The following is a 13,760-nucleotide window of genomic DNA, read 5'->3' on the forward strand; positions in this document are numbered from 1 at the left end:
ATTTTTATTAATCTTATTATATCATAAATCATAGAAAAAACAACACTATATTTTATAGTTTCTTTGCGTAATAATCGGATAATTAAAAGGGTTAGTTATGATTGCTAAAATTTCATTACTTGGAGAATGTAATATTATTTCACCATTAGAAAAATTTTTATCAGAACAGGATAAAAAGAATTTACTATTTATTGATGATAATACTTATATCTCTAATTCAATAGAGATTAATGAACAAGGAGAGTATTTAGAAAAAGAGCAGATATATTTTGAGAAAGCAGGTCCACGAAAGAAAATTTTCTTCCAACCCGAGAAGACAGTTGCGGGAATAGTAACCTGCGGAGGTATATGTCCAGGATTAAATAATGTAATTCGTTCCTTAGTGGTAGAATTGTGGTTTCATTATGGGGTTCGGAAAATTTTAGGTTTTCGCTATGGATATGAAGGATTAAATCCAGAAAAAAATTTACATCCGATTCAGCTTGACCCTGAAATTGTGGACGAGATACACGACGAAGGAGGAACAATATTAGGCACATCGCGGGGACCACAAGCTCCAGAAAAAATGATTTCATGTTTGTATTCTATGGGTGTTAATGTACTATTTTGTGTTGGTGGAGATGGAACACATCGTGGTGCCTATCAATTATTCCATGTATTGCAAGAAAAATCATACCCCATTTCAATAATTGGAATTCCTAAAACTATAGATAATGATATTTTATATACTTCACGAACCTTTGGTTTTAACACCGCCATTGAGGAAGCAAGGAAAGTCCTTATTTGTGCACATACAGAGGCAAAGTCTGTCCGATATGGTATAGGTTTGGTTAAGTTAATGGGTAGAGATTCAGGGTTTGTTACTGCTTATTCTGTTCTTGCAAGTCAGTTGGTTAATTATGCAATCATCCCAGAAGTAACAGTTCCTCTTCATGGTAATAATGGTTTTTTAGCATGGCTTGAGCAAAGAATCCTTACAAGAGAACATGCACTTATCGCTATTGCAGAAGGTGCAGGTTTAGAATGGATAAAAGAAGGAAAGGAACAACAAGATGCATCGGGGAATATTGTACACCCTGATACGGGTAAATTTTTAAGAGATACAATTACAACTTATTTTAATAAAAAACGAATTCCTGCACAGATGAAATATTTCGACCCAAGTTATTTAATACGAAGTGTTCCTGCGAATGCAGAAGATTCGGCTTTTTGTGATGCACTGGCTCGAAATGCAGTGCATGCAGGAATGACAGGACGCACAGGACTAACCATTGGTTATATCCATAATCAATTCGTTCATATCCCCATCAAAATGGTTATTTCAGGCCGTAAAAAAGTTGACCCGAACGGGTCCTTATGGCAAACTGTTCTCGCCAGCACAGGTCAACCCATCTCAAAGTAATACATAAGTTTTTGCTATTTTCAATGATTAAACATTTATTAATAAAATTATGAATTATAAAATATGATAGAATAATTAGAACACTTTCAATGCTCATGATATATTGAGGTAATATGAAAAAAACATACCAATTACCATTATGGCAAGAAAATAAAATCCCTAAGAATAAAGAAGTTTCTTTTATTCCCCTTACGAATAAAAAAGTCCCGATACTTTTCAGAGAAACAATTCCAGAAATACCTTCAACCACTTATGGTGCCTTTGAAATTTATAAATATCCTGCCAAATTTATTCCTCAGGTAATAGCATTTATATTAAAAGAATACGCAAAACCAGGAATAAAAATTTTTGATCCGTTTGCAGGTTACGGAACGGTAGGAGTTGTGTCAAGAGTTTATGGGAACCCTTATGAACTATGGGACTTGAATCCTCTTATAAATGTAATTCACAATACAGCGATAATGGAATATCCTAAAGTCAATTTATTTGAACTTTTAAATGAAATTAAAATCTCTAAAAAAGAATTTCTTCCTAAGTGGTCTAATTTGAATTATTGGTTTCCAGAGGAATTTCTTCAAATATTGTCAACATCATGGGGTTTTATTTATTCTTTGGAGGATAGATTAAAATACTTGTTTCTTATTCCTTTATTAAATGTTACAAAGTATTTTTCTTATGCTGATGAAAAGGTCCATAAATTGTATAAATCGAGACATTCTAAGCAGAAGATAACAGAGTTAATAAAAAAAGATTGGAAAACAATTTTTTATAATATGCTTGAAAAGGAAGTAGGGAAATTACAAAGAAAACTTCTTGAAAACAAACTACTAAAGCCACAAAATGTAGAATATAGAATAAAATCAGGGATTGATACATTAAAAGAAGAGTTAGATAACGAAGTCAATATTCTAATTACTTCCCCACCTTATTTACAAGCACAAGAATATATTCGTTCTACAAAATTAGAACTTTTTTGGCTTGGTTATGATGAAACTTATATTAAAGAATTAAATAAAAAAGAGATTCCTTATTGTACTGTTCCGGAGATAGATATCTATTCACAGACATTTTATCAATATAGAGAAAAAATAAAAGAACGTCATTTATTATTACTATATGACCGTTATTTTCATGGGATATTAGGTACTTTTTCTCGATTAGAAAATAAAGTTAAAAACTATATGTGTATTTTCGTAGGGCCTGCAAAAATCAGGACAACCTCTATACCGATTGACGATATCATTATTGAACATTTAGAACAAATGGGGTGGTATCACGAAATAACGTATGTTGATAGAATTGTTTCTCGTGTAATGTTCGAATCAAAGATAAATCCTGCTTCGGGAGAAGAGGATAGTAGAATCAAAACCGAACATTTAATAATTTTAAAAAGAGGTTGATATATGATACCAATAAAAAAGGTAGACCTTAAGAACAGTACAAAATTTAAAACCATTTTGTCCTATTTTATTAATGAACAGCAGGAAATTATTTTTAAGAAGAGCAAAATATATTTTGAATTTGATGAATTAGGAGATTTATTACTTTCTGCTTGTAGGATGAATGATTATAACATAGTTTTTTATGAAGGGAAAAAGACTTTCTTGAATGATGAAAAACTTTTGTTATGGATTTATGAAAAACTCGTGCCTAATACTGTTATTGTTAAAATTGATGATGAAGATATTGTTAGATTATTATTATTTTGTATGGAAATTACTTATCAAATGTTTTCTGGGGGAACGAGAGCAACAACAAGTGCAAAAGGTTTCCGAGAACGACGAAGAACATTTGAATCTATCTTGGTTGACCAATTTACAGGAAAATTAGGCGAAGTTATGATTAAAAAATTTTTGGAGAAAAATTTTATAGGGAAAAAGATTGAACTGGATTGGGAAATATCAAGGCAGATAGAAAAATACAGAACAGATATTATGAATGCGAGGAAAAAAAATAAGTATTAAATCCTCGCCATCTTTGGGAGGAATATGGGCAGAAGCAGATATAGGTTACGATTATGGAATTATGGTGAAATGTTCTGTTCCCCAGCAACCTATTTTGCAATTTTTTGTTGAGGTTTGTGGTTTTACAAGACTTCTAAATTTTGCAGAAGGTAAAATTCCTTCCTCAGATATTTTATTTAGCTAATACTTAAGTAATTTGCGGGAAAGAGTAAAAAAATACAAGTGTGGCGAAATACAAACTGACTTAAAGGCTTTTATTTGTGGATATTTCAATACAGAAGAATTTGTACCCGTTAATGAAGGTATTGAACTTCCCTATTTAGGAGTTGTAAGGGAAAAAAGATATTTAGTTCCTATTGACACATTGAAATGGCGAAAAGAGGAATGGAAGAAATTTTTTGTTGAAGCAGGAATTAAATAGATAAGTAATAACGTATTTTTATATGTAATATCGTGAATGTAGAACTAACTAATTATACCAATTATCTAAACAAATGGATATAAAGAATACATAGTATATTTGTAGTTAAGTTGAGAAATGGATTAGTCGTGTTTGGGAAGATTGATAATGTGTGAGTTGATTAGGAATTTAGCGATTAGTTCTGCTTTTATTTGTGCGCCTTGCTCGTTATTATGAATTAGATCTGTGAATAGATTTCCGTCAACGGGATAGGAATTATCCAAATCTAAAATAGGTATATTTTGTTCTTTTGCAATTTTCTCTATCACTGAATTCATTTCTTTTATGCCAAACGACATAATTCGATTAATAATAGCAACAGATTTTTCATCTCTCACTATAAAATGATTATTATGCTTGGATTTGTTTAGAGCATACGTAGTTAAAATGGGAATTATTGATTTGGACTTAGCAAGTAAAACAAGATTAGTCAAATTTTGCTCAAACCATATTGGTGGATTGTTTAATAATATGTTCTCAATTGGAATATCCTTAAAAATACCTTCTGGATAAGAACGATTCAATAATTGAACAACAACATCTATGAAACAATTTTGCGGGCTTAAATGCATCGAAAACAAATCAAAATGTGGGATTGCATATCCCAGTTTTACAAGGATAATTCGCATTACAGAACTGGTCTCCCAGAAGGGATAATTAAACATTCCGTCTATACCCCAACGAGCACACGTAATATCTCTCTCTAAAGGATTTTTAGGTATTGGATGAACCAATCGGGTAAATATTATATCGTTGAATCCACCATAATAAATGAGAATATCAATAGGTAACCGTGAAACACGAAGGTTAAAATCAATCAAAATCTCAAAACTGGTCCAGCCATCAACACCCGCATTGATAACTTTTGCTTTAACTCCCTGTTCATTTAAATACTTTTCTAATTGAGCAGGATAGGCTTTCTCCCAGCATTCAATATCGTAATCATAGGTAGTTGATTCCCCCAAACATGCAATCCATATTTCCCCATCTTCCTTCGTTCCAAGTTCCTTGCCTCTAAATCCATACAAATTGTGTTTATTGCACCCCTCCTCATAATTAGGAGACAAAGTATAAACCGTATAAGGGTGCGGTGTTATCCTTAATTTGTTCTTATCCTTATTAAATATCCTTGCAAGTTGTGTTATCGATGCATAACGGCTCAGCGAATCCTCATCTGCAAAATAATAAACGTATATATTTGTAGATATTTCGGCGAGGACAAAAATAACCCCAGCGGTTATAACAAAAGATAGAAAAATCTTGAAATATCGTGTCATTTACATATTCCTGAGTTAATTAAATACTCACCAAGTAATTCCGCTTTTATATGAGCACCTTGTGGTGTGTTATGAACTAAATCAAGGAATAGACTTGGATTTTCTGTTGGAAAATAAGAGGGTAGATCATATAAAGCGGTATTTAATTCAACACTTAATTTTTTCAATACATCATTAGTCTCATTAATGCCTCTAATCATTATGTTTTTCAAGATATCTTTCCCAGGAGATGTAGGTACAATCAAAATATCATTTTTATTTGATGTGTTTATCATGTATGTCATTAAGACAGGGGTTATGGATTTTGATTTTGCCAGGAGGATAAGATTCCTAATATTGTGTTCGAACCATATTGGAGGGTTAGATGATAGGATTTTTTCTGGAGAAACTTCCTTAAATATGCCTGATGGGTAGGTGCCTTTTATTAATTGAATGATAAACTGGTTCATCCTATTCTCAGGGCTGTAATGAAGAAAAATTAAGTCTGTATGAGGTATCGCCAAACCTGCTTTTAACATAAAAATCCGAAGTAATGAACTACGTTCCCAGAATGGATAATTAAATAATCCGTCTATACCCCTACGGGCAAGAACGATGTCCCTCTCTAATAGATTATCAGGAATAGGATAGACAAAGCGTGTTTGTCCAATATCATTAAGCCCACCATAATAAATAACTATATCCACAGGGAATTTAGACACATGAAGTGTAAAATCAATCAGAATCTCAAAACTGGTCCAGCCATCAACACCCGCATTAATTACTTTTGCTTTTATCCCTTTCTCATTTAAGGTTTTCTCCAATTGAGCGGGATAGGCATCTTCCCAGCATTCAATATCAGAATCATATGTTGTAGATTCCCCTAAACAGGCTATCCAAATTTCGCCTTCCTTCTTTTCTCCCAGTTCATCTCCCCTGAATCCGTATGAATTATGCTTATTGCAACCATCGGTATAGTTTGGTGTTAGGAAATACCCCTTATATGGATGAAGAGTCGCCTTTAACTCTGTTCTTTCCTTGTTTACTCTCCTGAAGATTTGCTCAACTGAGGCATAATTAGTAAAAGTTCCTTTATCCATGAAGTGGAGTATATAAATATCACACAATATTTCCAAAGTAGCAAAAAGAATTATAAGAACTATCAACCATACAAATAAAAGCCTAAATATTTTTTTCATTCGTTCTGATTGCCTGTTTTAAAAAGACAATAACATTTGCCAGATAAAGGTATAGCCATGTGCTTCAATCCCGTTCCAGATTTGTTCAACCAGCAATTCGTCTCCCTTGATTTGAGGTATTTCTTTCCGTTTTTCTTCCCAGGGCACACATACACCAGCAGGTGGATAACAGGACAGCCATGACGGTTTCTGGATGTGCAATCCATCTGTGGATTGTACCGTCTGTTCACTGTTTAATACATTGTCAATTCCTGACCAACCCATACCATTATATATTCCATATTCACGAGTCGCCTCTGTAAAAGCCTGAATGTTCTCAACTTTTGCATCATTTTGGATAATAGCACTGGCGTCCATAATGTATCCACCATCTTTGGCTAAAAGTTTTATTAATTTTTTACACTGTTCCCGCACTTCTTTCGGTGTCCCTACTGCAAGGATAGCGTTCGGTAATCCACCACTAATACAGAATTTTTCACCTAATATTTTTTGAACTTTTTCGGGAGAACTACGGTCAATATGGAACACAATACTTTTTTCAGGCAATTCTGCGAAAGATTCTAAATGGTCATCCCAATTACCTTCTGCATAAAATAAAACCTGCTGCCTTTCTCGCCAGAGTTCTTCAATGATAGGTTTCAGTGTAGGCCAATAGAATTTATGAAATTGTTCTCGAGTAACAAATGGAGTACAACCGCGATGCATCCAAAAGCCGATGGGAACTAATTTATTAGGGTCAGCGGTTGTCTTTGCCACATGATGCAAATGGGGCATCAAGGCTTCACATGCTTTTAATACTTTATCTGGCTGGATTAGTAAATCCATCGTCAAACCAATATAACCACGTAATTTATCCGCAATAATATCCAGAGGTGCTTTAAAAATCCCCGCGATAGCAGAGACTGTTCCACATTCGTTTTTTAATCGTTCAATTTGAGGACCAAAGGCATAGAAATAATCATACATTGCCATGGCTGTTTTGACTAATGCCTGATAAGTCCTTACTTTCGCGGGTTTTCCAGGTTCAACCACTTCTGTTGATACACGAGGCAACCATTTTTCGTATAAAAAACCCGTTGGGTCAGCAATTAATTCATCATATTCATCCTCTTTCATAAATGCCTGGTCTTCGGGCGGTTCTTTATATTGAAACCCTGTGTTCGGGTCAAGTTCAATTCCAGGAATTCCGTAATATTTCAAGCCCAACGATTGAGCCAAACCTGTCCATACATACACCATATTTGGGACAACCGCATCCCAATCAAAATCTTTCACAGTTTGGCAAACCGCATCAAAGGCAATCCGATAATCATGAGTTACTTGCTGACAGGTAAAACCACAATAACGTGCTGTGAACTCTGCTACAAATGGTCGGATAGGGACACAATCAGGTTTTTCATTTCGTAATGCGGTAACATATCGCTTCAAACAATTTTGATAACGGGTTGCCATCGTGTCCATTGTTAATCTCCTTGAAAAAGTGTTTAACTGCATCTTTTTTATTAGGTTATCTATTTGATAGTTCGTTTTGCAAAAATGTAAGGACACAAAACAGTATATATCCCCCAAAAAGTGACACAGGAACTCTGCCTGTGTAACTTAGTCTGGGATATAAATAAGAAGGGACGAATACGTCTTCGTCCCTTCTTGGAAATAATTCGCTATCAAAACATTTCTTACTTTTCAGGATACACCTGTATATTTATGTTTTTGAACGATAAATCGGTTGTAGGGTCGTGCCCTTGTAAATGTATCGTCCCTGCAGATGGAACATACCCATTCTTCCCATCTCCTTCGGGATGAACAGGGCGAGTATCGTACAAATCACTAACTAAATAGCCATTTAACCACACCGCCATGTGATTGCCATCGCAAACAATGGTTTTGGTATACCATTCTTTATCATTTGATACAACCTTGCGGGATTCTTGAACACCATAGATACCACCCGTTCCAAAATCGACAGGTTTTGTGCGGTCGTTGCTAAGCCATGCGTTCTTGACTTGAGACTCATAACCTTTCCAGAATACACCTTTCGGACCGCGGAAGAAAACACCACTGTTCAGGGCTTTACCGTTTACAAAAATATCTAACTGTAGAAGGAAATCTTTATATACATCCGCGGTTTCAATTTGTCCATTACCATCTTTAATATTTAATGCACCATCAACAACCGAGAAAACAGATTTATGGTCAGGGATAATATTCCAGCCTGTCAGGTCAACGCCATTAAATAAAGATTTCAGTTGAACAGGCTTTAATTTCATTGACTGAACTTCAATCTTAGTGGATTTTTTCTTATCATGGTATTTATGATAGAGAATACCGATATGTCCTTTTGCATTTGTGATATTTAATCCTTCTACGGGATTGCCATTAACAGATGCGGATACTGCATTTCCCACTGCACGCACGGAAATATCATATTCACCGCCAGCTTGTAATGTAATAGCACCGCCACCATTCTCCGAATAATGTCCTTCTAATGGAACACGAATTGCCAGACCTGCTGTGCCATCACCAGAAACTTTTATTTTTGCGGATAATTCAAAATTAGCAAATGGACATGTTGTAGCGAGCCATCCACCTGTGCCTTTTGTAGCGGTTAACACGCCATTTTGAACACTCCAATCTGCATCACCAAACTGAACCCAGCCAAAAAGAGATTCGCCATCGAACAGGTTTATCCACTGTCCTTCAGCAACATCCTGAGCCATCGCAGAATAGCCACTAACCATTAGCATGGCTGAAATGAAAAGAACTTTAACCATACGCATAATTTTTTCCTCCAAAAAGGGTTGTTTTTAATCGTGAACAATAGGGGATTGAATATCTCTATCCATATCGTAGCACAAATATATAGAAAAAATAAATTTGTACATTTACTGTAAGCTAAAAGCCTTTATAAATAGAATGGTAACCTGCATAGTTGCCCAAAACTTTTTTTACATAGTTTCGTGTCTCTTTAAATGGGATATTTTCAATAAATGTTTCTAAATCATTATCTTTTATATTTCTCTTCCATTCGTCTACCCTTCCAGGACCTGCATTATATCCAGCTATAGCATACACAACATTCCCATTAAATCGGTCTAATAGGTATCGAAAATATACAGACCCTAAGGCAATATTATATTCAGGGTATTTCCACAAAAAATAGTCAATCCCTTTTAGTCTGTCGTCTTTATTTGCAATCCATTTTGCAGTGCTGGGTATAAGTTGTAGGAGTCCTCTCGCATTTGAGGTAGAAATAACAGATGTCCGATATGAACTTTCTTGTTTCATTATAGACCAGATTAGAAAAGGATTTACATCTACCTTCTTTGACCAGTGGAGCACAGATTGATAATATGGCATAGGGAATAATATCTGCCATTCGTTGCTCTTATTTATCATTTCTTTCTTTGTGGTGAAACATTGTGAATAGTAGTAATCCCAAACAACTTGAGCAGTCCCTAAATGAGACAATAGGGGAAGAGTATCCAATTCAATCTCTCCATTTTGAGCCCTTTTGCAAATGTCAAAGGCAATCCACTCCTTTTCTTCTACCCCTATTTCTGCAAAATAATTTAACCATTTCAATTCAGTATTCTTATTCAATATTTTCGTAATTGTGTCTATGTCATGAGAAATTTGCTTATCCACAATCAATGATGAAACAGGCAAATGTTTTAACGGAGCTATTTTTTGATGTGCTATTGATTCATGGTAATCTTTTAATAATTTATCAGCAGAGCGATGGACATAATAATCACCCAATTTCCCCTGCAATGCTTTTTTGAAATATTCCTTCGCTTTTAATTTATTACCATTCTTTTCATAAATTAACCCATTTAGATATGCAGACCTTGCAAAATAAAATGATTGTGGATAGTCTGTTATTAATTTTTCAAAATAGGCATATGCATTGACAACATCCTCTTTACTATAAAACCAGAAACCCAAATTAAAAACTGCCTCCGAAATTCGTTTATGTTGTGGAAACATTCTTAAGAGCGTCTTGTAGTAGAAAAGGATGGATTCCTTATCGTTATTCTGTTCTGACTTTTGGCCTGCCCAGTATAAAAATTCGCCCATATCAAAATTGATAGGAACATCATAATTCATTTTTTCTAAAATTTGATTTGCAAAGGAAGTCTTTTTAGAAAGGACAAGACAACGGAGAACATATTCGAAAATCAATGATGCATAATCGGAATCTTTGCTATTCTTTATTTGCTCTATAAATTCTTTCCCTCCATCTTCAAATATTTTCCATGTTGCAACTGAACTTACCGTGCCTGTGTATACCAACCATAATTTAGGAAATTGATTACTGATGATAAACCATGCCTCTGATAAATATCCGCTTCTGAGGAGGTATCGGATAGCAAAAGCCCTATCTGCTTCATTTTCAGATAAACATAAGTTGAGTAAGGAATCTTTTCGGGATAAATTATATCCACCATAATTGATTACTTGCTGTAGTAAGGTAGAACCCTCTTTTTGGAATTCTTTCGTCTTTATTAAAAATGCACCACCGTCATTTATGAGAGAAACCATCCACCATGGCAAGAGAATATCCGAGTGAATATTTAAATAATATCGTCCTGCTAATGGGGAATTATTTGTTTTTTCGTAATATTTGGCAAGAAAAAAATAAGCAGGCAATTTCCATGCAGTAGGTGTCGGTTCCTTTTTTATAAGTTCCTCAAGAATATTAATCCCTTCTTCTGTAAGTTTCATACCGTCTTTGCATTGTGCAATTCTTATTTGAACAAATGGAAAAGTATAATGACTTGATACGGACGCCTTTTCAAAACACTCCAATGCCGATTGAAAATCTCCTTTCTCATAAAAAAACACCCCTTGTTTGTAGTGTTCGAATATTTGTGAATCTTTATCATCAGGAAGGTCTATGGCAAACACACAGAGAGAGAAGAACATGTAAGCACAAAACAATTGTAGACATTTCGTTGTCATACTTGACCTAATACATTTATCGTAAAATAAATTTATGGAACACGGACGGGTTTCCCTGTTTTTGCAGAGTTCCATGCAGATTCGGTTACTTCCATAGTTCTCAGACCACATTCGGGTGGGACTTCTGGCATTTCTTTTCCTAAGATGCTCATAATAAAGTTGCGGTCAGGGTCGCTGGACATTTTCGGCAGTTTCACTTTTACAGGCTTACCTAATTCATCTTGCTGTAAAACACCTATGCCCTGTCTTAGGAATAATGCTCCTTTACTGCCCACAATTGTATGGTCTTCATACCAGCCTGGAGCATTTCCAATTACAGATAGGTTTCCTAATGCACCATTTTCAAATTTTAAGGTCAAAGCGGAATTGATGTCCACAGGAACATCAAATTTTTCTACTTTGGCAAACACTTCCTTTACTTTCATACCTGTCATCCACATCATAATATCAATGAAATGACTGCCCGAATCATTCAACTGCCCACCACCTGAAAGTTTCGGAATCTGTCTCCATGTATTGCGTGTTAAACGTAACCATTCCTGAGACAATAATGCCTGCACAAATTGAACTTCTCCAATAGCACCTCTTTGTATCTGGTCACGCATATAACGGAATGGCGGTTCAAAATGCCGTTGGTAGGAAATCATCAATATTTTTTTTGCTTGTTTCGATTTTTTAATAACCTCCTTTGCATGAACGATAGAACATACCATCGGTTTCTCTGTTAATACATGTAAGCCACAATTCAAAGAATACATAATTTGTTCATAATGCAAGGTATGAGGGCTTAAAATGACTACCGCATCTAAATTCTCTTTTTTTATCATGTCTTTATAGTCAGAATATATAGGTAGCGACACTGAATTTGGGCAATGTTTATGAAATTGGTCTATTGATTTTGAACTGGGTTCATTCAATGCAACAACTTCTGCCTGCTTAATCTTTGAAAATCTGTTGTAGTGTAATATTGCAATACCTCCCGCACCAATAAATCCAACCCGAAGTTTTTTAGCCATCTTGCGTCTCCTTAATCAAAGTATTAATGTTAATTAATGAGTCATATTCTAACATACTTATTAAAACAAAAAAGATTATAGATAACTATTCTTCCGATTATAAAATCACATTTTCCCCTATAGGCTCAATAAAAAAAATAAATAACCGACCTTGTAGAGGATACAAGGTCGGTATTATGATTAATTTGATACATTATCTATTGTGATGTTTGAGAACTCTGTTGTGGTTCTGATGTGCTGGGAGTGATTGTTATTTGAGTTGATTCTGGTGCAGGTGTTGGCTGTTGTTCTGTTTCTTTTGACTCTGTCGGCTGTTCGGTTGATGTTTCTGCATTTGGTTGATCTTGTTCAGTTGATGATTGTGTCTGTTGTTCTTCAGGTGGTTTGGGTGGTTCTTCTGGTTTCGGTTCACGGGCTTTAGCGAGGGCGTTCTTAATCTCTTCCCAACGTTCTTTTGCAAGCTGTACAACTGCTTTATAGCGTGGTACTGTCGAAACAATACTTTCTTGTGGTCCTTGCCCGACAGAGAAGTTTAATGGCTCACTATCGGTTATATTAAACTGCATATTGACTTCGGGTGTAAATGAATTCCATGCAAGGTCAGGCCGAATATCCAATGCCTGTAGTCCATTTATGCTATTCAAGAAGTTCATAACATTGTCGTTTATCAGCTTGGTCTCTTTTCCATCTGCCAACAATATCCATTCGCCACCTTCTCCCTTCTTAATCGTCTGTGTCACATCATTTTCTTTTATATCAATGGATGTCACTTTATCAGGTGAAAAATCTAAAATTTTTAATTCATAAACGTCTCTGGGTTTTAACAAAATCTTATTAGCATCAGTACGGTTAACTACGAGACGTTGGGGTTTATCGTCAAGCATTACATAGACACCATCAATTGTCCGTGCATTACCTGCTAATTTCAGGATATGCATTTCGTCTCCAGCTTTAAATGTTACTGTTTTATTAAACTCTCCGACATCTGCGTCGTTATCAGCGTAATCTGCGGACTTCCAACTTGCTAAAGCGGATATTAATGTGTTCAGGGTTGATACTTGAATATTCAGATCAATAGCTGGTTCAAGAACTTTAAAGTCGCTACCTTCTTTCTTAACTACAACTTTACCTTCTGGTTGTTCGATAGTAACCTGTTCAATTTTTTCCTTATCAAGATTTAATGAAGGCAGGTCAAACAAGTCTTGACCTTTCGGGAAAATCTGTTCAAATGTATACTTGCTAACCTCATAAACAATATCTTCTTGATTAGTAGCAATACGGACATATCCATTTTGTGCAGGATTAGGTCTTCCAGCCTCAATCACAACATCCGCATCACCATCCCTTGAGATAGTTAATTTAAACGTGGGTGGTTCAAGTCCCCAATCTGCTTTTTTAGCAGGGTCTACTATAGATGTAGCCATTAGATTTGAAAAGCGACCTAATAAATTTTGTAATCCAGTCTCTTTGAATTTTTCACCCGTTCCACCTTGGGCAAGAA

12 protein-coding genes are annotated in these 13,760 nt (G+C 35.1%); 5 read left to right on the forward strand and 7 right to left on the reverse strand.

What is annotated here, in order from left to right; all coding sequences use genetic code 11:
- Window positions 1-97: 97 nt before the first annotated feature.
- The 5 genes from PLJ10_07815 (at window position 98) to PLJ10_07835 (ending at window position 3,787) form a co-directional block, all read left to right on the forward strand.
- Complete coding sequence (locus PLJ10_07815; protein ID HOK09554.1) at window positions 98-1,402, forward strand: ATP-dependent 6-phosphofructokinase; 1,305 nt, start codon at window positions 98-100, stop codon at window positions 1,400-1,402.
- A gap of 113 nt (window positions 1,403-1,515) precedes the next feature.
- Complete coding sequence (locus PLJ10_07820) at window positions 1,516-2,802, forward strand: hypothetical protein (protein ID HOK09555.1); 1,287 nt, start codon at window positions 1,516-1,518, stop codon at window positions 2,800-2,802.
- Window positions 2,803-2,805: 3 nt separating this feature from the next.
- Window positions 2,806-3,366, forward strand: a complete 561-nt coding sequence (locus PLJ10_07825) for a hypothetical protein (protein ID HOK09556.1) — start codon at window positions 2,806-2,808, stop codon at window positions 3,364-3,366.
- Complete coding sequence (locus tag PLJ10_07830) at window positions 3,341-3,550, forward strand: hypothetical protein (GenBank protein ID HOK09557.1); 210 nt, start codon at window positions 3,341-3,343, stop codon at window positions 3,548-3,550. Before PLJ10_07825 ends, PLJ10_07830 begins: the two co-directional genes overlap by 26 nt.
- A 12-nt stretch (window positions 3,551-3,562) precedes the next feature.
- On the forward strand, window positions 3,563-3,787 hold the full coding sequence (locus tag PLJ10_07835; GenBank protein ID HOK09558.1) for a hypothetical protein: 225 nt from the start codon (window positions 3,563-3,565) through the stop codon (window positions 3,785-3,787).
- Window positions 3,788-3,909: 122 nt separating this feature from the next.
- Here PLJ10_07835 and PLJ10_07840 read toward each other — a convergent pair whose 3' ends face one another.
- From PLJ10_07840 to PLJ10_07870, 7 genes are all read right to left on the reverse strand, one after another.
- On the reverse strand, window positions 3,910-5,103 hold the full coding sequence (locus PLJ10_07840) for an SGNH/GDSL hydrolase family protein (GenBank protein ID HOK09559.1): 1,194 nt from the start codon (window positions 5,101-5,103) through the stop codon (window positions 3,910-3,912).
- The gene (locus tag PLJ10_07845) at window positions 5,100-6,281 is read right to left on the reverse strand and encodes an SGNH/GDSL hydrolase family protein (protein ID HOK09560.1); all 1,182 of its coding nucleotides are present in this window, start codon (window positions 6,279-6,281) and stop codon (window positions 5,100-5,102) included. The genes PLJ10_07840 and PLJ10_07845 overlap by 4 nt, the downstream gene beginning before the upstream one ends.
- Before the next feature lie 18 nt (window positions 6,282-6,299).
- On the reverse strand, window positions 6,300-7,742 hold the full coding sequence (locus tag PLJ10_07850) for a uroporphyrinogen decarboxylase family protein (protein HOK09561.1): 1,443 nt from the start codon (window positions 7,740-7,742) through the stop codon (window positions 6,300-6,302).
- Between the two features lie 215 nt (window positions 7,743-7,957).
- On the reverse strand, window positions 7,958-9,058 hold the full coding sequence (locus tag PLJ10_07855; protein ID HOK09562.1) for a DUF1080 domain-containing protein: 1,101 nt from the start codon (window positions 9,056-9,058) through the stop codon (window positions 7,958-7,960).
- A 115-nt stretch (window positions 9,059-9,173) separates the two neighbouring features.
- Window positions 9,174-11,243 (reverse strand): transglycosylase SLT domain-containing protein, encoded by a 2,070-nt coding sequence (locus PLJ10_07860; protein ID HOK09563.1) that lies wholly within the window; start codon window positions 11,241-11,243, stop codon window positions 9,174-9,176.
- A gap of 32 nt (window positions 11,244-11,275) precedes the next feature.
- Window positions 11,276-12,259 carry a Gfo/Idh/MocA family oxidoreductase gene (locus tag PLJ10_07865; GenBank protein HOK09564.1) on the reverse strand — a complete coding sequence of 328 codons (984 nt, stop codon included), beginning with the start codon at window positions 12,257-12,259 and terminating at the stop codon, window positions 11,276-11,278.
- A 197-nt stretch (window positions 12,260-12,456) separates the two neighbouring features.
- A partial coding sequence (locus PLJ10_07870) for a DUF4340 domain-containing protein (protein HOK09565.1) occupies window positions 12,457-13,760 on the reverse strand: 1,304 nt, incomplete at its 5' end.

The organism is Candidatus Hydrogenedens sp. (assembly GCA_035361075.1).
Taxonomy (GTDB): Bacteria; Hydrogenedentota; Hydrogenedentia; order Hydrogenedentales; family Hydrogenedentaceae; genus Hydrogenedens.

What these genes read in the sequence shown, in the direction of transcription:
- PLJ10_07815 (HOK09554.1), top strand. Translation starts at nt 98, where the DNA reads ATGATTGCTAAAATTTCATTACTTGGAGAATGTAATATTATTTCACCA.
- PLJ10_07830 (HOK09557.1), top strand. Translation starts at nt 3,341, where the DNA reads ATGCGAGGAAAAAAAATAAGTATTAAATCCTCGCCATCTTTGGGAGGA.
- PLJ10_07840 (HOK09559.1), bottom strand. Translation starts at nt 5,103, where the DNA reads ATGACACGATATTTCAAGATTTTTCTATCTTTTGTTATAACCGCTGGG.
- PLJ10_07855 (HOK09562.1), bottom strand. Translation starts at nt 9,058, where the DNA reads ATGCGTATGGTTAAAGTTCTTTTCATTTCAGCCATGCTAATGGTTAGT.
- PLJ10_07850 (HOK09561.1), bottom strand. Translation starts at nt 7,742, where the DNA reads ATGGACACGATGGCAACCCGTTATCAAAATTGTTTGAAGCGATATGTT.
- PLJ10_07845 (HOK09560.1), bottom strand. Translation starts at nt 6,281, where the DNA reads ATGAAAAAAATATTTAGGCTTTTATTTGTATGGTTGATAGTTCTTATA.
- PLJ10_07825 (HOK09556.1), top strand. Translation starts at nt 2,806, where the DNA reads ATGATACCAATAAAAAAGGTAGACCTTAAGAACAGTACAAAATTTAAA.
- PLJ10_07820 (HOK09555.1), top strand. Translation starts at nt 1,516, where the DNA reads ATGAAAAAAACATACCAATTACCATTATGGCAAGAAAATAAAATCCCT.
- PLJ10_07860 (HOK09563.1), bottom strand. Translation starts at nt 11,243, where the DNA reads ATGACAACGAAATGTCTACAATTGTTTTGTGCTTACATGTTCTTCTCT.
- PLJ10_07865 (HOK09564.1), bottom strand. Translation starts at nt 12,259, where the DNA reads ATGGCTAAAAAACTTCGGGTTGGATTTATTGGTGCGGGAGGTATTGCA.